Origin of the sequence: Aureibaculum algae, from assembly GCF_006065315.1 — a bacterium.
GTDB classification, from domain to species: domain Bacteria; phylum Bacteroidota; class Bacteroidia; order Flavobacteriales; family Flavobacteriaceae; genus Aureibaculum; species Aureibaculum algae.
Map to the genome: position 1 here is coordinate 1,360,452 of NZ_CP040749.1, position 21,246 is coordinate 1,381,697.

Annotated in this window: 16 protein-coding genes and 3 pseudogenes; 2 read left to right on the forward strand and 17 right to left on the reverse strand. The window is 32.6% G+C overall.

Annotated elements, in window-relative coordinates:
- Nucleotides 1-27: 27 nt before the first annotated feature.
- From FF125_RS05400 to rapA, 4 genes are all read right to left on the reverse strand, one after another.
- Nucleotides 28-783: a hypothetical protein gene (locus tag FF125_RS05400; RefSeq protein ID WP_138948818.1), complete on the reverse strand. Its 756-nt coding sequence runs from the start codon at nt 781-783 to the stop codon at nt 28-30.
- 469 nt (nt 784-1,252) lie between these two features.
- Complete coding sequence (locus tag FF125_RS05405; RefSeq protein WP_138948819.1) at nt 1,253-1,810, reverse strand: GNAT family N-acetyltransferase; 558 nt, start codon at nt 1,808-1,810, stop codon at nt 1,253-1,255.
- A 71-nt stretch (nt 1,811-1,881) separates the two neighbouring features.
- Nucleotides 1,882-4,698, reverse strand: coding sequence for a Kelch repeat-containing protein (locus FF125_RS05410; RefSeq protein WP_138948820.1), 2,817 nt, complete (start codon nt 4,696-4,698; stop codon nt 1,882-1,884).
- Nucleotides 4,699-4,914: 216 nt separating this feature from the next.
- The gene (gene rapA / locus FF125_RS05415; RefSeq protein ID WP_138948821.1) at nt 4,915-7,740 is read right to left on the reverse strand and encodes an RNA polymerase-associated protein RapA; all 2,826 of its coding nucleotides are present in this window, start codon (nt 7,738-7,740) and stop codon (nt 4,915-4,917) included.
- A 213-nt stretch (nt 7,741-7,953) separates the two neighbouring features.
- On the opposite strand from rapA, the pseudogene FF125_RS22350 reads away from it, so the two are divergent.
- Nucleotides 7,954-8,089, forward strand: a pseudogene (locus tag FF125_RS22350) (IS110 family transposase); the annotation flags it as partial.
- Between the two features lie 90 nt (nt 8,090-8,179).
- Here FF125_RS22350 and FF125_RS05420 read toward each other — a convergent pair.
- The 11 genes from FF125_RS05420 to FF125_RS21850 form a co-directional block, all read right to left on the reverse strand.
- Nucleotides 8,180-8,935: a YARHG domain-containing protein gene (locus FF125_RS05420; protein WP_138948822.1), complete on the reverse strand. Its 756-nt coding sequence runs from the start codon at nt 8,933-8,935 to the stop codon at nt 8,180-8,182.
- Nucleotides 8,936-9,099: 164 nt separating this feature from the next.
- Nucleotides 9,100-10,131, reverse strand: a complete 1,032-nt coding sequence (locus FF125_RS05425; RefSeq protein ID WP_138948823.1) for a methyltransferase — start codon at nt 10,129-10,131, stop codon at nt 9,100-9,102.
- 73 nt (nt 10,132-10,204) lie between these two features.
- Nucleotides 10,205-10,777 (reverse strand): Crp/Fnr family transcriptional regulator, encoded by a 573-nt coding sequence (locus FF125_RS05430; RefSeq protein ID WP_138948824.1) that lies wholly within the window; start codon nt 10,775-10,777, stop codon nt 10,205-10,207.
- A gap of 247 nt (nt 10,778-11,024) precedes the next feature.
- Complete coding sequence (locus FF125_RS05435) at nt 11,025-11,873, reverse strand: dioxygenase family protein (protein ID WP_250629687.1); 849 nt, start codon at nt 11,871-11,873, stop codon at nt 11,025-11,027.
- A gap of 58 nt (nt 11,874-11,931) precedes the next feature.
- Nucleotides 11,932-12,345: a DoxX family protein gene (locus FF125_RS05440; RefSeq protein ID WP_138948825.1), complete on the reverse strand. Its 414-nt coding sequence runs from the start codon at nt 12,343-12,345 to the stop codon at nt 11,932-11,934.
- Nucleotides 12,346-12,437: 92 nt separating this feature from the next.
- The gene (locus FF125_RS05445; RefSeq protein WP_138948826.1) at nt 12,438-12,956 is read right to left on the reverse strand and encodes a Crp/Fnr family transcriptional regulator; all 519 of its coding nucleotides are present in this window, start codon (nt 12,954-12,956) and stop codon (nt 12,438-12,440) included.
- A gap of 196 nt (nt 12,957-13,152) precedes the next feature.
- Nucleotides 13,153-13,842, reverse strand: a complete 690-nt coding sequence (locus tag FF125_RS05450) for a M949_RS01915 family surface polysaccharide biosynthesis protein (RefSeq protein WP_138948827.1) — start codon at nt 13,840-13,842, stop codon at nt 13,153-13,155.
- A 250-nt stretch (nt 13,843-14,092) separates the two neighbouring features.
- Nucleotides 14,093-14,518 (reverse strand): hypothetical protein, encoded by a 426-nt coding sequence (locus tag FF125_RS05455; protein ID WP_138948828.1) that lies wholly within the window; start codon nt 14,516-14,518, stop codon nt 14,093-14,095.
- A 220-nt stretch (nt 14,519-14,738) separates the two neighbouring features.
- Nucleotides 14,739-16,202 carry a DKNYY domain-containing protein gene (locus tag FF125_RS05460; RefSeq protein WP_138948829.1) on the reverse strand — a complete coding sequence of 488 codons (1,464 nt, stop codon included), beginning with the start codon at nt 16,200-16,202 and terminating at the stop codon, nt 14,739-14,741.
- 187 nt (nt 16,203-16,389) lie between these two features.
- The gene (locus tag FF125_RS05465; RefSeq protein ID WP_138948830.1) at nt 16,390-17,139 is read right to left on the reverse strand and encodes a DUF6090 family protein; all 750 of its coding nucleotides are present in this window, start codon (nt 17,137-17,139) and stop codon (nt 16,390-16,392) included.
- 351 nt (nt 17,140-17,490) lie between these two features.
- On the reverse strand, nt 17,491-18,213 hold the full coding sequence (locus FF125_RS21850; protein ID WP_175418834.1) for a DUF6090 family protein: 723 nt from the start codon (nt 18,211-18,213) through the stop codon (nt 17,491-17,493).
- Nucleotides 18,214-18,670: 457 nt separating this feature from the next.
- On the opposite strand from FF125_RS21850, the pseudogene FF125_RS05475 reads away from it, so the two are divergent.
- A pseudogene (locus FF125_RS05475) lies at nt 18,671-19,726 on the forward strand (IS110 family RNA-guided transposase).
- A gap of 289 nt (nt 19,727-20,015) precedes the next feature.
- Here the strand turns inward: FF125_RS05475 and FF125_RS05485 are convergent.
- Together FF125_RS05485 and FF125_RS22355 are read right to left on the reverse strand one after the other, a co-directional pair.
- Nucleotides 20,016-20,492, reverse strand: a complete 477-nt coding sequence (locus FF125_RS05485; RefSeq protein ID WP_138948833.1) for a UPF0158 family protein — start codon at nt 20,490-20,492, stop codon at nt 20,016-20,018.
- Nucleotides 20,492-20,941: pseudogene (locus FF125_RS22355) on the reverse strand (WapI family immunity protein). Before FF125_RS22355 ends, FF125_RS05485 begins: the two are co-directional and overlap by 1 nt.
- Nucleotides 20,942-21,246: the final 305 nt, after the last annotated feature.

Below are 21,246 nucleotides of genomic sequence, written 5' to 3' on the forward strand. Positions count from 1 at the left end.
TTATTTTTAAAAATTAGTATGATGATTTTATTTATTTTCCCAATATACATCAAAGATGTCAAAGGTTTTAGTGTCTTTGTTGAGTTTATATTTTATTGTATTTCCTTTGAAACAATGTTGCGACTTATCCTTAGTTAGAAACCAAGAGGAAATTTCAACAATATCCTTATTGCTAAAGTCGTAGGTGTAAGTCAATTCATTTTCTTTTACTAATTCGATACAATTATCTGAATTCTTTAGAAGCAGATCATATTCACATTTACTAAACCAATTGATCATTTTGGTTGGTGTGAGTTTGTTATTTATATAATTAAAGGTTTGAATATCATTTCCATCTCCAACACTGTCATTGGTTACAATAAAATAGTGGTTTACCCCAAATTCATAAATTGATAATGTCCAAAACCCATCAACAACTTGAATTCCAATCGTATTTGGTTTTATATACTTAATATTATTATAGGCTTCTGTTGAATCAATTAAATAATTATTTTTCTCAATAAAATCAACCGTTTTCTTTCTATCCATTTCGCTCCATTCCCAACTGCTCATTGTAGTTTCTGGTACTGCTTTTAAAATGTTAAGTATCGTTTTGTTCTCATTATAATTAATGCGGATTGTATCTGTAAATTGTTTCTCGTTTTGGCGTTCAATGAAAACCTCAGATACCTGTTGGTTTTCTTTTAGGTTACTTTTTTCGGTTGAGTTCGATGTTGCATTTGTATTATAAGAACAAATAATAAGTGCTAAAAAGAGTAATCTGAATTTTTTGAAGATATTCATTGTTTTAAATATTACACTAGGTTTTTTTATTATTTAATTTTAACGTGATACGGCTTCCATAAGGTTGCCAAAGAGTATAGCTGTTGAAATTAAAATCACACCTATAATAATCAAGAGTATTACCAATTTTGATGTTGGGCGTTCTGATTTGAAATTTAGATAAATTCTCAAACATAAATAGAGAATAAGACTTATAAATAGAAGTGGTATTCCGATAAAGAAACTATCTCTAAATATGTATAGATCAAATGTATGTGTAAAAATGCCAGTTATTATAAATACTAAAGAAATAAGAATTAAAACTTTAATCACTATTCCTAAAAAAGAACTTATTTTCAAATATTTGGTTTTATACTTTTTAATTTTTTTTGCGTTAGATAAGTTAGATTACCCCCTTGAAGTTGCTACGACCGCCACTAAATTAAATAATTCAATTGGATTCTTGTACTTGAAATATCAAAAGACATACTTATAACCTCTGTTGCCACATGCTTTTATTTATTTCATAGCAAAAACATTTTTCATATTTCGGATATGCTTTTAATTTTGGATGCTTAAATTCTCCTATCTTTTTCATCCCTATTTTTTTCATCACATTTTCCGATTGTGAATTTTTTGCTGTACATGTCGAAATGATCTTCTTTAGATTTAGTTTGTTAAATGCGAACTCAAGACATTTTATAGCTCCTTCGGTTGCATATCCATTTCCCCAACTACTTTTTTTTAAACGCCAACCAATATCTGTTGCAGGGGTAAAATCGGTTTTGTAATCTTGATAGGCGAAACCTATAAATCCAATTAATTCTCCTGTTTTAATAATTTCGGTTGCAAAGTAATTGTAACCATTTTTTTCATAATGCTTTTGCTGTCGGTCTATAAAATCAGACGTTTCTTTTTCCGTTAAAGGTTTAGGAAAATGTTCCATCACATCTATATCGGCATTTATTTTTGCAAATTGATGTAGATCCTTTTTAGTCCAATTACGAAACCCTAGTCGTTCAGATGTAAATAGATACTTTTCTTTCAATGTGATTGTGTTTTTTAAATTCAGTTATAGCCCCATCAAAGTGTTTTAAAACGCTGTGTTTCTATAAAGAGCTACAGCTGTTTTTCAACATTTTTTCTAAGAAGAATAACCCAATCTGTGTTTTTTTTAGTAGCAGAAAGTTCTTTAGGTATTGCCAATGAGCGTATTCCACCACCAGAGATTGATTTAACAGAAGCTGTTTGTAATGGACCTCCAGTCAATGGATTATACCATTGTATTTGAAAATCACCCGAGGCTTCTCTCAAGTCAATGGTATATCTGCCTAATTTTGGTAGGTATACCGCATATATTTCATTCACTTTTCTTATACAATATGCCTCTTTTGAATTGATTAAACTATGCTTGGGCTGCATTTCCCAATAAGGTAAATAGGTATTGAAAAATACTTTTGCATGGTTGGTTATTTCCCAAAGATGATCTCTTTGTCTCCAATCTTCAGAAGTTAAGTCATTGTGTGGTTGTTTAGCACCGAAATACCATTCAACACCAGCGGCACCTGACATCAGTGTTCCCCAAAGGGCATAATGTCGTAATGAAAAATGATTAGCGTCTTGAGTGTCTGTTAGAGCACCCGTATGCCACATACCAATTTCGTCCATGGTAATAAGCCAATCTTGACCGGCAGCTTTTGATTTTTTTCTCCATGTTTCTACAACAGTACTTGCCTCTTCACGTTTTGCTTGTTGTAAGGATAGGCCATCTAAGTCTTTAAACCCAAGTATATCATTGAGAATGTCTTCTCTTAACGGATCTTCAGAATGTGTGTGCAGTAGTACGGGGTGTTGGTAAGGGTCTGTTTCTTTTAAAAATGTAGCCATTGCTTTTCGTTGCTTATCATTTTGACCAATAGGAGACCAAGAAGCGGGGCCGTTTTCTTCTCCTAAATTCCAAACTAAAGCGAGGTGATGTCCAAAACGGGCAATGAGTTCTCTAAAATATAGTTGGCGTAATGGGCCAGTATTTCCATGATCAAGCATGGTTTCATTCTCGGTTTCTTGTAAAACCATATGCAGTACTATTCCTTTAGATTGCATATGTTGAAATACGATTTCCCATTGTTCTAGCTTACTAACGTCAAAACGAGTAAAATTATCTGGAGTAACATAAGGCCATACATCTTTACCATCTCCTAAAATGTTTAATGTTAAAAAATAAGCAGAATTCATTCCTTTTGATGACAGATAGTTAATTGCTCCAACAAGAGACTTTCCTTTACCCTTTTTCCATGACGGGTCACCTGTTTTCCAGTCTTTTAAATGTGGAGCATATGTGTGTATGTTTTCAGTTGCCGCGGCCTCTCCTTCTCTAGCTTCAGATTTCATACGATAGGTATCGTCAAAATCTACATAACCCAATAAGTTTTCAGGACTATTAGTACCTACTTTTAACCAATAATCATTTGTGTTACGAAATTTGAAATAACCTTTATGAGCTTCTAGTCTTCCTTTTCCTCTGAAGTCATCTCCTTCTTTATCAGAATTTACAATTATAAAGTTGCCTTTTGCATTCGTCATTGGTATAAGATCACCAATAGTTAAGTCGTCAGTTAACGCAATGCTATCTCCTTTATGAAGTTTCGCAGTGTACGTCCATTTTCCAATTTTATTAGGCGTAAACCGAACGTTCCATATTTTTCCTGTTTTAGCACTCGTTTCAGCAGCATCCCCATCTGCAGCGTAAAACCCTCGTATGGTTTGCTTGCTATCTTCATGTTGAAATTCAACACTTAAGCGATAGTTTAGAAAAGGATTTATAGCATCGGTTTCGGAGGTTTCAGGACCTTCAAAAGGGATGGTCAGTGTATTGTATTGTTGATAAACAGGTGTCGTATCAGCAATTTCAGTCAATGGTGTTGCGTTTCCCTTAGGGAGTTGTAAACGTTCAATGGTAGTCAGTTCTGGTTCTCCACCGCGTTTTCCACATCCTGAAGCGGTATATACATAATCACCAATAACGGCAAGTCCAGAGCCATGTCGTCCTTGATTTAAAGACGGCCATTTACTCCATAGTTTTGTTTTTGTATTATAAGCTTCTACTTGATTGTGAGCCGCTTCTTGTACCATACTTTCACCACCAGCTATAACAATAGATCCATTCCAAGCAAGGGCAGAATTACCTGCTCGCATAGTGGGTATTGCGGTATCGTTAGTTACGGGTTCCCATTTTTGAGTCAGAAAGTTATAGGTATTGCCATGGTTCACTGTTAGTGAAAAATCTTCTTTAGTTATTCTTGAGGTAGTGCGACCAGCAAAAGCATACAGTTTGTCATTGATTACCATTGTTTGATAATGGTCGCGTGCATTAGGTGCGTCTGTCAACGTTTTCCATTCTTTAGTTTTAGGATTGTATTCATCAAACCAAGGTTTAAAACCATTCATATGTCCATTAATAATACCACCAACAAGGTAAATCTTGTCTTTATAAACAACAGCACCGGCACCACCTCGTTTTCGGTGTTTTGGAATAGAATCACCATAAACATATTCATCACGTTCAGGATAGTAAATAATAATTTGATCCACAGGCTTTTCATTTGGCCATTGTCCGGTCATTGCTCCAATAATATAAATTGCATCACCATATACTACAGGTTGAAAATGATGCAATTCAATTGGAGAAGGTGACTTTTCAGTCCATGTATTGGTGCTCGGGTCAAATTCTGAAGTAGGATTGATTCTACGACCGCCCATTAAGTATAGTTTTGATTTGTAAGCTACAAAACCAGCTTCATGTCTCGCGGTAGGTTCTCCATTTGTTGTTATCGTTTCCCATTTCCAATTATCTGGAGTTGCTTTTTCACAACCTTGATAAACAAGTGCTGTAATTAGAAAAATAGCAAACAAAAAGTATTTTAAATTGTGTTTCATAAAAAGTTAATAATGAGTGTGATATGGAATATTTGTTAGTTGAAGTAACGTTTGTTTTATGGTTTGAGTGTAAGCTACTAAATTAACAAATAAAACACGTACTAGAAAATTCACAGCAACTTTTGCTATTGTTTTAAATAAAAGAAAATAGATTTCTGGATTAAACTTTTAGGTATTTTATTTTGAATCACTTCGTAATGATAAAGGGTAGCAGTTTTACTCTTTTCTGATCAATTGAATAGCATCCATCCTTACACGTGCGTTTTTAATGATTTCAGTTAGAGCTATTTGGTCATCACAAGCTATTTGAATTTCTTCTGGTCTTATATTATTGTTTTTCTCTTGTAATAGTTTTAGTCTGCCAATTTCATGATTCAACGTTAAGTTCATACTATCTAAACCATTTGCTATTGCTTTGTTGCTCATCTCTTTAGCTAATTTTGTAGCCACTGCAATCATATTGGGCAGTAGTGTTTCAACGATGGCTTCATTATCCAGTAAAGCGTCTATTTGACCAGGTATTAATTTTTTGTTTAATACGTCAACAGGATACTCCTCTGTAACCTCATTACCCGCATGGTCTACAACAACTCTTAGTGGTGTGTTGGGTAGAAAACGGTCTACAGCTATGTTTTGTCGTGTTGGTGTTTCAAGAATAAAAATGAGTTCAAGTAGAAGACCAGGGCTTTTGCTTCCCTTGAGAACTCCATAGCTAGCACTACCTGTACCTGAACTTAACACCATATCTATGGCATCGGTGGTCATGGGATGATCCCAACTTAGAAAACTGATTTCCTCTCTGCTAAGAGCATGTTTTCTGTCAAATGTAACGCCAATGCCTTCCATGGGTATCGACGGAAAAATTTCAGTGATTAGAGACGTAGGTTTTAAATGATAGCTTCGAGAAGCGAGGTCTTCCATTTCAATATCAAAATGATTAAAGACTTTTGTCATATAATTTTCAAGACTTTTATCGCTGTCTTCTGCTTGAATTTGTTTGATTAATTTTGTGGCTATTTTTGGGCGAAAAGAATTCATTTCTAGTAATTTATCTCTGCCATCGGCTAGACTTTTTTGTAGTTCCTTTTGGAAAGTTGACGTTTCCATAATCAAAGCTTCTAATGCTGATTTATGTGCAGCTTCAGTGTTTAGTTTTGATAGTTCAAGTAGCCGATTACTAAATAATTTAGAAATTTTATTTCCACCTTCAATGTTCTTTTCAAAGGCATTCAGGCCTTCATGAAACCATCTTACAAGTATATGTTGTGGACTATTGGTAAGGTAGGGGATATGAATATGAATATCTTTTTTTTGACCAATCCTGTCTAGGCGTCCTATTTGCTGTTCTAACAATTCAGGATTCAAAGGCAAATCAAATAAGATGAGGTGATGAGCAAATTGAAAATTTCGTCCTTCACTTCCTATTTCTGAACAAAGCAGTATTTGAGCACCATCGGGTTCTGAGAACCATGCCGCATTTCTATCGCGTTGCACTATGGTAAGATCTTCATGAAATACACCAACTTTAAAATTTCCACGTTTTGTTAAGATTTCTTCTAAAGCCAGCACCTTTTCTTTCTGCTTACAAATCAGTAGTACTTTTGCAGGATAAAGCTCTTTTATAGTGGTTAACAGCCACTGGACACGTGGATCTTTGGCAAACCAAAATTGTTGATTATTTGCAGTTTCATCTGGAGTCATTTCAAAAGCAAATTCATTGCTTAAACGTTCTAACCACAGCTCCTTGTCTTTTTCTACTTTTATGGGAATTAAATGTGCCTTTCGTTTTGGAAAGCCACTCATTCCAGATCTAGTATTTCGGAATAATACTCTGCCTGGACCATGTTGATCTAGTAGGTTTTCAATAAGATTATCCTTGGCTTCATTTTTTCCATCAATTACTAATTGTATGCTTTCTTTTGAAAAAATAGCTTCTAAAATTTTAGTATCCTTAGATTCAAGGGGTTTTCCTAGATGTAATTTTTCAACAATAGAGGCAATACTTTTATGATTTGAAGATTCATTTATAAAATCATTATAGTTTTCATACCTGTTAGGATCAAGTAATCGGAGTCGTGCAAAATGACTTTCTACGCCTAATTGTTCTGGTGTAGCCGTAAGCAGTAATAACCCTTTTGCAACTTTACTCAAAAGTTCTACAATTCGATACTCTGGGCTTATGTTGTTAACAGACCATTCCAGATTATGAGCTTCATCAACCACAAGCATATCCCAGTTAGCCGAAATTGCCTGCTTCGTTCGCTTGGCAGAACCGGCTAAAAATTCAGTACTACAAATTATAAGTTGATTGTCTAAAAAAGGATTACCATCAGGTGCATTGTCATCAAGTGCTGCACAACGTTCTTCATCAAAAATATTAAACCACATATTAAATCGACGTAAAACTTCAACAAACCATTGATGTAATAACGATTCAGGAACAAGAATGAGCACTCTAGAAATGCGTCCGCTCAATAATAAACGATGAAGGATTAAGCAAGCTTCAATAGTTTTACCAAGTCCAACTTGGTCAGAAAGTAAGACACGAGGAGCATACCTTGAACTCACTTCATGTGCAATATACAATTGATGTGGAATAAGATCGATTCTTCCGCCTACAAATCCATGTACAGGCGATAATCTCCGTTTATATTCGTGTTGTAATGTTTCTCTACGCAAAGCAAAGGCTTGTGGCGTGTCTACATCTCCCATAAAAAGACGGTCATCTACACTGTGATTTGCTGACACATCACCAAGTGCTGCCTCAGTTATTTTTTTGTCTTTGCCATAATAGACGTATAGATTGTTGACTATTTCAACATGTTCTATAAGTAATGGTTGCCCTTTTGCATCCATTATTGTATCACCAATTTTAAAAACAACGCGTTGTAAAGGAGCACTTTCAACTGCGTATAATCGTGTTTCATTAGACAAGGGAAAATAGATCTGTACTTTTTCTTTGCTAGCTTCTTTTAAAATACCAACCCCTAAATCAGGTTCACCTTTACTCGTATATCTTTGATTTGGAAAAAAAATCTCCATAGTTTGTTTTGTTCTTGTTATTATCTATGTCTTGTCTTAAAATTGGACAATAATTTCATAGACATTGTTAGCGACGGGCTTTATTCAATTATGACTACTTGTTTTTTAAATAATCTAGCATTATCTAGAAAAGAAAATTTAGCTTTTTAAATGTTTTTTCTTTTGGAATAAATACGGCAATCAAATGTTTTGTGATTTATGATTTATGTGCGGTTTTATGACTGTAAATATAATAAAGCTTGCCGAGTTTTTTACGAGCGAATTGTAGTAATAGGAAAGAACAAAAATTAGCAGTAAAAGCAGTTTGTAATAAACTATTAAATAAGTTATTGAAATAGTAAAATCATGACTAATATGCGATGATGCCTATAGTAGCAATTTAGTGACGGATTAATATATTTTTACTTTTTTATCACAATACTTTGTAACCGAATGTTATTTATCCTGCTGCTTGATGTTTGATTAATATTAATTTATTGTTTTTGATTTCAAATGTATACCAAGAAGCATATTCATTAGTTGAATCATAACTGCTTCCAAAATCAAATGCAGTTTTATCTGATAATAATTCGGAGTGTCCCATATCATTATAGCTTAATATAATTTCTTCTCCTTTTATTTTAATTGAAGTTTCGTTTAGAAAATAACCATCATCAGTTATTATTTTATACAATCCACTTTCATTATACCAATGAATTCCTTTAATGTTTATTTTAGTCAGAATATCTTTTAATTCAGTTACAACAACATTTTTATGTTCACTATTAAAATCTTTAGTTACTTTATTGATTACACTGTTTATTTTTGATGTATCATTTTCGTTCAAAGAAGTTAAAAATATTTCTAATTCTTTAATTATAGTTTTTTTGATATTAATTTTCTCATTTTCCTTTTTTGAAAAAAGACTAATATTTTCTTTTTCATAATGGTTTAATTCAATATTGTTTAATTGTTTGTTATTCGGTTTGTACCAATCATATTTGTTTAAGAAATAATCACTCAACCTTTCATCTGTAAAAACATATTGATGCCTTGCAAAAATCTCATTACGTAGAATTTTTAGTTCCAATAGTGTTAAATGATTAATGTCTTTTTCTGAATATTTCTTTAAATCACATTCTGAACAATTTTCAATTTGAGAAAATACACTTTGTGTTAATGTGATAGTTATGATTAATACAAGAATATTTTTCATAATTATAGGTAACGGTTTGTATGAGGTTTGCTTCGCTTGTGTGTGGCGTATTTAAGCACCTAATTTAGCAAATAAAAATCATCCCAACACTTTTTGGGCGTGGGAGAACTTTCGAAAATTGGTTAAAACCAAGTAATCAGTATTAAGCAGTGTGAGCAAAAATTTTACTTTATAGCTATTACGGCACTTGATGGGCCAGTCAATGGCATTACGGATGTTTGTGAAAAACCACATTCCTTAGCCCAGCCATTAAAATCTACTGCGGAAAAGTCGAAACCTTCGGGGGTTTCTATATTCATATTTAATGACATCATTAAACCAAATGCATTTTTACTTCTATTATCATCAATAATATTTTCAATAACAACTAATGCTCCACCTTGTGGTAACGCATCATATGCTTTTTTGATGAGTATTTTTTTGTCTTTTGTTCCCCAATCATGCAGTACATTTCCCATGGTAATTACATCAGCTTTAGGAAGGTCTTCTGTTAAAAAATCACCTGACTGTGCAGATACCCGATCACTCAATGACATCATATTAATATTTTCTCTGGCAACAGGTTCTACTGGTGGCAGGTCAAATGTAATACAACGCATATGTGGATTATTTATGGCTACTTGTAAGGCAAGATATCCGCCTGCACCTCCTGCATCACACAGTGAATGGTAATCGGTAAAATCAAACACTTTTGAGAACATTATAAAATTCCCTATTTGGATACCTCCCATGGCATTTAAAAATTCTCTTAATCTTAATTCATCCGCATATATCGCTTCAAAAAAGGGAGCATCACCTGCTTTGGCTTCATTTTGAGGTTTTCCAGTTTTTAAACCTTCTTCCAGGTTATTCCAAAAAGGATATAAGCGATTATTTGCCATTTCAAGCATTCCACCAATGTAGCTAGGTTTGTTCTTATCGAGAAATAAATTTGTATCCTCGGCATTACTGTAGACTGCGGTTTCCTTAACTCCTGTTCTTTTCAAAAAGCCTAAAGCAACCAACGTATCTAAGAAATCATAGAGACCGCGATTGTGCAGTCCTAATTTTTCTCTGATGGATTGCCCTGTTAAATCTGTTTTAGCAAGATGCGTGAATAACCCCATGTTTACTGCAGTCAACATTGTTTTTGATGCGAAAAATCCCATACCAACTTGCATTATTTTGGAAGGGTCTACTTGTGTTTTTGTTTCCATGATTGTATTGTTTTAAATGAATATTAAAGAACATTCATTTAAAAAACAAAATCGTTGACCTACATCAAGATTTTTATGAAATTTCAGATTTTCTTAAACGACATAGTGCTTCTGGGGTAATTTGTAGAAATGAAGCAATGTGTCGCTGTGAAATCCTTTGTTGGATTTTAGGATACTTTTCAAGCAATACTTTATAACGAATTTTAGCAGATTCAGATAATCTGGAAAGTTTTACCACTGAAGCCGTCGTTGCTTTTGAACGTAACTTAGACGTATATTCTCTAAAACACTGAGATTTTTCTAATAAATCTAAATGGTTCTTCGCTGTAATTGTAAGCAGCGTTGTGTTTTCTAGAAATTGTGTGTTAATCAATGAAGGCGTTTGGTTCACAAAACTACTTACATCACCAAGCCACCAATTTTCAAAACCAAACCCGGTATTCACTTCTTTTCCTTCGGTAGAAAGCATGTAATTTCTATAACAACCATCAATAACAAAACCAGCAAGTTTGCAAATATAGCCTTGCTTTAAGAAATGTTCTTTTTTTTCAAAAAGCTTCGGCGTAAAATATTCTATAATAATTTGCTTCTCAATACTGGTGCCACAAACATTATGTCGGATATGATCAATTAGCTTATCGTACATTAGTTATTACGCTATGATGTTTATATGTCTAGCCCTGAAATATGGTAATGTTTAATATATGATATGTAAAAAGCTTTTAATTGTTGGCTTTTAAGTACCATATAGCCAAATATAAACATTTTGATTCTATCTTTTCCTAATCTAAAAGTCATATTTTATATTTGGTGGTGTTTGCAGTTTATTCTAAATTAATTAAAAGAATAAAAGCAATTATATATATATTGATACCCGCTGGCATTCTTTATGGTTATCCTATTATAAAACTTCTTTCACTAAAGGCAGGTACAGAAGCCAGGCCATCATAAAAATACTTTATTTCTTCATCTTTTTCTACTAGTCCCAAACTATATAATACAGGAACAAAATGATCTGGTGTTGGTGCTGCCAAATTTCCTAGTTTATGACTGGTTTTGTAATTGATTAAATTGGTGAAATTTCTAGTATCGATTTGTTGTTTTAACCAAAAATCATATTCTGTTTCCCAACCATATGGACGTATATCTCCCAATTGCATTTTTTTCATAGCTAAGGGGATATTGTGGATTAATGCCCCACTACCAATTATTAATATACCTTTGTTACGAAGTGATTTTAACTGCTTTCCTAAATAAAAATGTTGTTGTGGCGTTGCGTTAAAATCCAGACTCATTTGAAATACAGGAACATCTGCTTTCGGAAACAAATGCATTAACATTGGCCAAGCTCCATGGTCCAATCCCCAATCTACGGTTTCAGAGATTTCTGGAATTATTTTACTTATTTCTTTCGCTATTTCAGGAGCACCATGTGCGTTGTATATTGGATCATAAAAATGTTTTGGAAATCCGTAATAATCATATATCTGTTTTTGAAGAGGAGCACTATTTATAAAGGTTCCTTTAGTTTCCCAATGTGCTGAAATTACTACTGCAGCCTTTATGTCATAATTTTCTTTTAACTCAACTCCAAGTTTAGACAAAGTTGCCCAAAATGGACGTTCACTTTTACTAAGTGGAATATCCATTGGGCTGCCATGTGACGTAAATAAAACAGGCGTTTTTTTACTTTGTTTAGATAAGGTATCTGTAAATAGTTTAAAATTTCCTAATTTTTCCATAGCTGAAAATGCAAATATTGACTGAACAAATTGTTTAGGTTACACTATATAATTTTTCCTACTTATATTTTGACTGTATAGGAGCTTTTTTACTTCTTCCCCAAGCAATGAATAAAGAAATGGACATTAGTATCATATTCATTCCTATTGCCGAAAACTCTCCTCTTGTCGCATGAAAAATAGCTGCTAAAATCATAATAACCGCAAGACCTATTGCGGCCCAAACGGTTAAAAATGGTTTGAATCGAAAAATTGATGGAACCAATAAACCTAAAGCACCTAAAAATTCACTAAGACCAATAAATTTAACTAATAGATTTGGAACAGAAGTTACCCAAGGTAAAGATTCCGTTAGTGTTTCAATAGGTTGAGAAAGTTTCATGGCTCCTGCCATAATAAACATCACTACTAATAATCCTTGTGCAATCCAAAGTGAAATATGAATTGCTTTGTTGTTTTTTTGATTTGCCATTTTTTAAAGTTTTAAGTTTTTAATTATAATGGACAAAGTTCAGGTAACAAAACCTTTTAAAAAATAAGATATCTTAAGAAATGAATCATACCTTACTTTTTTGCAATCTTCCTTCTTATATCACTTAAATATTCAGGCGTAACACCAATATAAGCCGCTATTGACTTAATGGGTAGTCTGTTAACTAGTGATGGGTAGGTTTCAATAAAATCAATATAGCGTTGTTCGGAAGTGGAACTTAAGAGACCAATAATACGCTTGTTTGAGGCAATTAAGTTGTTGCGAAACTTGTTCACCATTTCCACAATAACTTCTTTTTCTAAACTACTAATATTTTCAAAATCGGAATTACTTAAAAACAGAACTTCAGATTCTTCAATGGCCTCAATGAAAACCATAGAAGGCACTTTGTTGGTTATACTGTCTAAATCAGAAACCATCCAATTTTCAGGGGCGAATTGCATGATACGTTCTTTTCCTGTACCATCTATAACATAGCTTTTGAGGCAGCCTCTTTTTACAAAAAAGCCATATTTAGCAATTTCCCCTTGGTTAAGAAGGAATTCACCTTTTGAAATGGTTTTAGATTTTGAGAATTTAAAGTTATTCATGTTAATTAATTTAATACAATGCTGTTTTCTGTGATTGGTAGTATTTTGATTGTATATAGTTTGCTTCGCCAGTTCGCTTCGATCGTTTGTGGCTAGTTTAAGCACCTAATTTAGCAAATAAAATCGTCACTAGGCTTCGGAATTCGTAAGTAGGCGAGGACTAGCAATTAATTATATATGGTGTTGGTAAACGTTTTTAATTTTCATCAATTTTCAATTCTTTACTTTTCATAGCCTTTTCCCAACCGTACGGGAAAATTCCGTGACCATTTTTATTTATGTTTTTCATTAATGTCTTTACATTAGTTTGAATTTCAATTGGCAATTCGTAAAATTCTTTATCTACTTGCGTGTGTCTCTCATCATCAAGTATTCCATTCTGATGTCTTATCGCTCTTTTATTGCCTTTGTAATATATTACTATTTTTATTCTTCCATCTCCTGTATCATTCATTCCAAAAGTTCCATAAATAATTATTGGGTCAGTAATACCATCTTTGTCATAGTCATTTAAACTAAAGTATTTCGTCCAATGGGAAATTGAATATTCGTATGAATTAGGAACTATGAAATCGTTCAATTTCCATTCAATATTATAAGTTTTGTTTTTAAATAAATAACAAAAAACTTTTATTGAATCAAAACATTCTTTGCGTTGTTGGCAGTCAATTTTATTTTGAGTCATTATAACAAAGTGTTTTCCAATTTTGTCATTATACTGGTATATTCTGTAAATTGAATTATCTATTTTTAATTGTTTTCTAATATTCTTTGTAAAAATAGAATCAATTTCCTGTTTAGATAATTGTTTACTTATAACATTAGATTTTTGTCCAAACGAAAAGTTATAAATTAAAAGAAATAATAGTATTAAGGTTTTATTCATTTTTTTTAATGGTTATCAACGTGTTTGTATTTGGTTTGCTTCACCAGTTCGCTGTGCTCGTATGTTACGTGTTTTAAGCAACTAATTTAACAAATACAAACCTAATAGAATTCCGAAGTCTCGGAACGCGAGTCCCGATGCTTCGAGATTCGTAAGTAGGCGAGGACTAGCAATAAATTATATATGGTGTTGTAGTGTGTTTTTTATTTTCGTTTCTATTTTCGTATCAGGGTAAAGTGCGACGTTATTTTTATTTTAATCCAATTTCATTAATGTTTTCATCAATTCTTTTCCAGTCAGCTCCGATAAAGTTCCGTCCGTCATAATTTTCGGATAGTACTAAATAAAAATACTTTGTCAAATAATAGACTTCAGCGTTTCGTTTCGCATATCCTAAGGCTCCAATATCTTTCATCTGAAATTCAACTTTATGATTTTCTCTATTTTCATTAATCATTTCAACAGTTTGGGTTTTCCAAGTCGAAATATTGAATATAATTTTTAAAGGATTTAAGTAAGTCAATCCAATGATAGTCAAAATTGGGATTGCCTTTTTAACAATCGGTTCAAACAAATTTCGATTAGCTTTAAATTCCATTATGAACAAAGGAATTGGTAAAATCAAAATTCCGTAGTAAATAGTTGCTTTTAAAAATCCGATTTTGGTTTGAAACAAGTCTAAAATATCCAATAAAAAAAGGAACAAAACTAAGTAAAATGTTATTCGGATTATTTTCAACATATCGCTTTTCTCAAATACACAACAACGGTTTTTATAAGAATAGCAAGGTATTAAAAATAGACCTACTTTTCGATTTTAACAGACTATTGTATATATGTACCAACTATGGATTTGGCATGTAACCCTTATTGTGTTATACTTTGTCAGCAACAGTTTATTTCTTCTGTTTTACTATTTCCCCATTACGGTAGTGGTAAAAAAAGTTTTTATCTTCAGCGTCACCTTCATCATTTGTAATTTGAAATGTAGCTACATCAATGGATGGTCGAATACTACCTGTTTTAAAATTAAAGACACTTTTTTTGTCTTTACCCCAAAAATTATTAAGCATTTTGAAATGTGCTCCATCAATATTTTTTATTATTCTTGTTCCATTTCCATTGTATAAGTATTGATTGTCTTGTGCCCATTGATCATGGTTATCTGAAAATAGAAATTCGAAGCTTTTAGCATCTGCTTTTCGGTATGGTTTGAAACCAAAGTAAACCTGATTAATATCTTTTGCCCAAAGTCTAGAAAATAGTTGAAATGTACTTGGATCGGATTTATTTATTGGTTTTAACGTCCGGCCTTTTCCAGTTCTCATACCGACTTGTCCAAATAAAGTTAACTCATCTATATAAACACTATTTTTATCTTTAGCAACTAACCACGGCAAGTTTGAATATTTTTGAATGACCTTAAAACTTGCTTTATCGCAATCTACAAGATATCCATTAAAGAAAATAGATTGTTCGTCTTCTGCCAGTTTATCTTTTATTACTTTAAAGGAATCTAAATCTACGTTTTCTACAATACGATGTTCGCAATAAATATGGTTTTTATCTCTAGCATAGTAGTGAGAAAGGATTTCAAAAGAGGATAAATCAGCTTTTTCAATTAGTGTGGGATTAGCTTTTTCTCCGTAAGGGCATTTATGCAAGTAAAAAATGTCAGTTTTTGTCTTATAATAATCATCTTGGTTTGATGTTGGAAATTCAATATGAAACTCATATTCTGGATGCCACCAACCAATGAGATTGGGGTATTTTTCCAATAAATATTTTTTGTTCTGTTCATAGATGTTTAATTCGCTTGTATGAGGTGTGTTTTGGTCAAAACATTCCACATGTTTTGAAGAATTACTTAACTCAATTACATTAGAATAGTGATATACATTATGTTTGTCAGTTATAAATTGATTCCATCCAACTGATACTATTGATTCACAATCGGCATCCTTATAGATAGACAAGCCGCTAATACTGCTTAAGGCATATAAATTATTTTTATCCTTTGAGAAATAAGGTGTATCCTCAACTACCTTAAAAGTTTTAGCATCCGAATCAGGAATTAAAAAACCATCTTTTGCTACTAGATAAACATGTAGGCTGTCTTTTGCAAAATTTTCATTTATATAAATGAAGTTATCTATATCTGAGGTTAAGAATTTCACTTTTGGTTTATGGTTTCGCCAAGTCCACCACCAAACCCCTTTAATGTCTTTTAGGCAGTTAATATATTGCTCGCCTTTTTTATCAGTATATAATACTTCACCAAAGCCTTCTGCCGAAATGCCTTTTAGTAAAGTATCTTCATAATAAACTTTATTGTTTTTAAAAGTGAAATTTCCGGTCATGATTGTTAGTTGTTTCTCACGTTTTGTGTATAAGATGAGTTGCGTATTTAAGCAACTAATTTAGCAAATAAATACCGTCCCGAGGTTTCGGGAGAAATTCCGAAGTCTCTGAACGCTAGTCTCGACGTCTCAAGATTCTTAAGCAAGCTTGAACTAGCCATTAATTATAAACGGTATTGTGCTTTCGTTATTCTTTAATTTCATCCCTAATTAAAGAAATCAATTCATTTATTGATTGTTCTATTTGAATTAGGTCATTTTTATTAAATGATAGCATACCATATAAATCTCTTGATTCGGAAGCTAATTCAAAGTAATGTTTTTTTAAAAGTTCTGGTGATGTCCCTTGAGCAAGAGATGGTTCTGGTGTAAACTCCACAACTATTCCCATTTTTTCTCTGATTATAGAACCTAATTGATTATGATATTTGTTGTCAATTTGGGAATCTAAATCTTCATATGCTTTATATTGATAATCGTAAAGATTAATAAGTAAGGACTTTATTTTATCGGATTTTATTAAATCAAAACCGTTGTTTGAAGTAAGTAAGTTATAAACCCCTGATTTTGGAATAAAGCTTCGGCTAGTATTACCAACATCCATAAAATATTTGTTAAGATTTTCTTCAGAAAGTTCTAAAAGTTCTGTGTTCTTTTCTAAAGGAATAATTTTACGTAGTGCTTCCAATCCTATTATATTCCTTTCAATTGTTTTTTTAATTGTAAAGGAGTCTTGCTCTAGTGATGTAAGTATATTGAGGTAGTTTTCTTTCGCTAAATTTGTGGCTTGCCTATCCTCATTCCAATTATTAATAGATAATGCTATCAAAATTCCAATAACTACAAGAATTATTTCGCCGATTGCATATTTAAAATACTTTCCAGTTTTATTTTCCTTAAGCAAGTTTTGGCGAATACGTCTAAAAAATTTTATCATTTTTTTTATATTTAATTCCAACGCGGAAGGCTAGCTCGTTCACTAAAAATGTCTACAAGACATTTTCTTTACGCTCGGCCCTCTAAAGAATTTTATCATTGGTTAGCGGTTTGTTATAATGAAGCACAACGGTTTCGTGTATGGTTTAGCTTCGCTGATTATTCTCTCAAGCTTGTTTTAGTTTAGCATCATTTTGTTCCAAAATGCTGAACAAAAATCAGCTTGTTTCAATAGTTGTTGCGTGTTTAAGCAACTAATTTAGCAAATAAAACACAGATAGAATATTCCACAGGAATGTTCGTAAGTCGGCAGTGACCAAGCAGTTAATTATACACGGCTTAAGTTTACTTTTTATAACTTAAGATTATTTTTTTCTTCTTCAAGTAATCCAAGAACTTCTGTCATTCCATTGCTTATTCTATTCATATATTTAATCCTTACAACTTTCATCTGTAAAGAATTATTTAACGTGGCAAAAGTAGAAGGACGTGCAAGGATTTCCAAAAATTCTTTTTCAGTTAATCTAAATCTTTCAGGTATCATTTCATTAGGCGTAGATAAAATTTCGCTTAATCCTATTTCTTTTCTTAGTTCCCAGTCAGAACCATTATAATACATATCATTACTAATTTTACGGTGAATGGATCCACCAATGTCGGCAGACATTATCTCAGCGTAAAGTATTAGTACTTTATTATTAATCATACTAAGCCTGCCTGACGATTTTGAATCTTCATAAATTGGTAAATTGAGATCATAAGGAATACCATATGTTATAAAATCTCCAAGTTTTTTCAGTGAATCTATTTGAACTGTCAATTCTTTAGATCCAATGTGTTTTAAATACAATTGACCGTCTGCAATTAGAGAATCACCAAGGGCAATAGCATCATTTATTATAACCCTCGATGATTGTAATTCTACAATTAAGTCTTCAATTAACTGCTGTTTAATTATCTCATTTTTCCTTGATTCATTCCAATTATTAATCTGTAACGCAATTAAAATTCCAATAACTACAAGAATAATTTCCCCCAAGGCATATTTAAAATACTTTCCAGTTTTATTTTCCATAAGTAAGTTTTGGCGAATTTTTCTAAAAAATTTTATCATTTTTTTTATATTTAATTCCAACGCGGAAGGCTGGCTCGTTCACTAAAAATGTCTACAAGACATTTTCTTTACGCTCGGCCCTCTAAAGAATTTTATCATTGGTTAGCGGTTTGTTATAATGAAGCACAACGGTTTCGTGTATGGTTTAGCTTCGCTGATTATTCTCTCAAGCTTGTTTTAGTTTAGCATCATTTTGTTCCAAAATGCTGAACAAAAATCAGCTTGTTTCAATAGTTGTTGCGTGTTTCAGCAACTAATTTAGTAAATAAAAACCGTCCCGAAACTTCGGGAGAAAATCCGAAAGCCCCGACGCTTCGGGGTTCGTAAGTAAGCTAGAATTAGCAATAAATTATAGCAACCATGTAAAAGCAGTATCCAAAGTTTAGTTAATAACTTTAAGGTTCAAAAACTTATTATTATGAAAACAAAGGATACTACTAGATCAAAGTTATTTATTGGAATTGACGTACACAAGCGAAGTTGGAAAATTCGTACTGCAACGGATCTTTTTGATGGATCATCGTTAACTATTCCACCAGATGCATTTAGTTTAAAAAAGTATGTGGATAGGCATTTTAAGGGATATACTGTTTATTGCTGTTATGAATCGGGTTGTTGTGGCTTTAGTCATTATCGACATTTTATTTCATTTGGATGGCATGCAAAGGTTGTTAACCCTGCAGATGTTCATCGTCCAGCCAAGGCCCAGTTTCAAAAGACCGACAAGATCGATGCACGTATGTTATGTAAAGAATTAAAGGATGGCCGACTCAAAGGAATTCATGTTCCTTCAATAGAACGAGAGCAGTTAAGATGTTTGTTTCGTCGAAGAAATGAGCTGGTTAAAGAACATCGAAAAATAAAGACTCAAATAAAGATGCAATTGTTGTATTTGGGGATTGAAATTCCAAAGCCATTTGACAATAGTCATTGGTCTCATAATTTTAGAGATTGGTTAAGAAATTTGACTTTTGAATATCCTACAATGGATTATTGTTTTGAGACACGTCTTATTACCTATGAATATATAGATAAGCAAAAGCGAGATGTGAGTACAAAATTACTTGCCTATTGTCGTAAGCATTATAAGAAAGATTATTATTTATTACGATCAGTTCCGGGAGTAGGAGGCATAGTAGCTTGTGGATTATTATGTGAATTGGGTGATTTAAGGCGTTTTAAAAATTTCAAACAATTAGCCAGTTATGTAGGATTGGTTCCCTGAGTACACCAAAGTGGAGATAATCTCAAAACTTCAGGGTTAACCCCAAGAGCAAATCGGCTAATGCGTAGTTATTTGGTAGAAGCTACTTGGCAAGCGTTGCGTTTTGATCCAGTTATGCAGGCCTATTATCGGTCACATTCAGGTAAAGATGTCAAACGCATATTGGTAAAAGTAGCGAGGAAACTCTTGAGTCGAATTCATGCAGTAATTAGAACTGAAATTCCTTATGAAGTAGGTGTAGTTAGTTAAATAAAAACATAAAACAAGCTTAAAACTCATTATAAAATTGGCACAAAAGATAGGACAACAAAACACCGTAGGTGAAACTCTAATACAGTTATCACATATTTATAGCAAGTTGCCTTGTTTGCCAAAATCATCATAGAGATGCTGGTGGATTCGCTAAAGACGGATACCACATATAGGATGCGGAGTTTTATAAAGCTAGCATTGAATTATTGATAACGCAAAAAGCGTAATCAACAGTTCAACACTAAAAATAATATCATGAATTAAAAAAAAGAAAAATATTGTATATTTAACCTAAGACTCGGGAAAGTGCTTTACATAGGATACGGTGTTGTGCGCTGGCTTTTCCGCTATTTAATTGATTTTCTACTATTTTTTCAAACTTATTTTTCTTAAATTCAAACCAACTTTGTCTAAATTCAGAATGGTCGATTTTATGCTTAAAATTCTGAAATGGCTTTTTATTTGCTAAAGTATTTTCCAATTCCGACTTTAGATTTTGGTCAGATAACTGCTCAACAAAAAGCTCCATAATTTTAAAAGACTCAAAGCTTTCTAATGTCTCAAATTTTATAAAATCCGTTTTATGTTTTTCCACTTTTTCTAAAATGTCACTAAAAGCTTCTTTAAATTCATCCTCATCCGAAAATTGTGAAAAATTCGGGATTGCAACAATTTCGTCAGTTTTAGAATTGTAATAACAGTCAAATCCGCAATCCAATTCTTGAGCTATTTCCTTTATTATTTCTGACTGTCTTTTTTCCATTAGATTGCTCTTCTCGGATATTGTTCAACTTGTTTTTCTAATTCCTTTACAATTAGTTTTAATTCGCTGTTGTTAAAAACGCAATCTACAAAATAATCTTTATCATCATGTGCACTTTGTGGACGAGATTCCAAGTCAAATATTATTCTGATATGCTTTTCTTCTAAATTCTTTTTGGTTAGTTCAAATTCCAAATTTGGTTCCATAAAAACAAGTGAATCAGAATCAGTTTCTGTATTATTTGAGAGTTTTTCAAACCAATCTTTAATGTCCTTTAAATCTCCAACTAAAAGTGATGGGTCAACTGTTTACCAATTTCCACAATCACTTTTTACTTTTAAATAAACTAGCAACCAATTAGAATCATATTCACAATTCGTTATCTCAGGAAACTGATAATTCATTATACTAAACTCAACAGATTGGTTGTTAATTCCTTTAAATATCATTCCGATTACGATGGTTTGTCAGCTTGCTCACAACTAGTTTGTGTTTGGTTTAGCTTCGCTGATTATTCTCTCAAGCTTGTTTTAGTTTAGCATCATTTTGTTCCAAAGCGCTGAACAAAAATCAGCTTGTTTCAATAGTTGTTGCGTGTTTAAGCACCTAATTTAGCAAATACAAACCGTCCCGAAACTTCGGGAGAAAATCCGCGAGCCCCGACGCTTCGGGGTTCGTAAGTCGGCAGTGAACCAAGCAATTAATTATACACGGTGTGCCTGTTGCACAAGATATATATAATTAGGGATAAAAT

Bases quoted from the DNA above. Each gene is read 5' to 3' on its own strand.
- FF125_RS05400 (WP_138948818.1), bottom strand. From the start codon at position 783: ATGAATATCTTCAAAAAATTCAGATTACTCTTTTTAGCACTTATTATT.
- FF125_RS05410 (WP_138948820.1), bottom strand. From the start codon at position 4,698: ATGAAACACAATTTAAAATACTTTTTGTTTGCTATTTTTCTAATTACA.
- rapA (WP_138948821.1), bottom strand. From the start codon at position 7,740: ATGGAGATTTTTTTTCCAAATCAAAGATATACGAGTAAAGGTGAACCT.
- FF125_RS05420 (WP_138948822.1), bottom strand. From the start codon at position 8,935: ATGAAAAATATTCTTGTATTAATCATAACTATCACATTAACACAAAGT.
- FF125_RS05425 (WP_138948823.1), bottom strand. From the start codon at position 10,131: ATGGAAACAAAAACACAAGTAGACCCTTCCAAAATAATGCAAGTTGGT.
- FF125_RS05430 (WP_138948824.1), bottom strand. From the start codon at position 10,777: ATGTACGATAAGCTAATTGATCATATCCGACATAATGTTTGTGGCACC.
- FF125_RS05435 (WP_250629687.1), bottom strand. From the start codon at position 11,873: ATGGAAAAATTAGGAAATTTTAAACTATTTACAGATACCTTATCTAAA.
- FF125_RS05440 (WP_138948825.1), bottom strand. From the start codon at position 12,345: ATGGCAAATCAAAAAAACAACAAAGCAATTCATATTTCACTTTGGATT.
- FF125_RS05445 (WP_138948826.1), bottom strand. From the start codon at position 12,956: ATGAATAACTTTAAATTCTCAAAATCTAAAACCATTTCAAAAGGTGAA.
- FF125_RS05450 (WP_138948827.1), bottom strand. From the start codon at position 13,842: ATGAATAAAACCTTAATACTATTATTTCTTTTAATTTATAACTTTTCG.
- FF125_RS05460 (WP_138948829.1), bottom strand. From the start codon at position 16,202: ATGACCGGAAATTTCACTTTTAAAAACAATAAAGTTTATTATGAAGAT.
- FF125_RS05465 (WP_138948830.1), bottom strand. From the start codon at position 17,139: ATGATAAAATTTTTTAGACGTATTCGCCAAAACTTGCTTAAGGAAAAT.
- FF125_RS21850 (WP_175418834.1), bottom strand. From the start codon at position 18,213: ATGGAAAATAAAACTGGAAAGTATTTTAAATATGCCTTGGGGGAAATT.
- FF125_RS05485 (WP_138948833.1), bottom strand. From the start codon at position 20,492: ATGGAAAAAAGACAGTCAGAAATAATAAAGGAAATAGCTCAAGAATTG.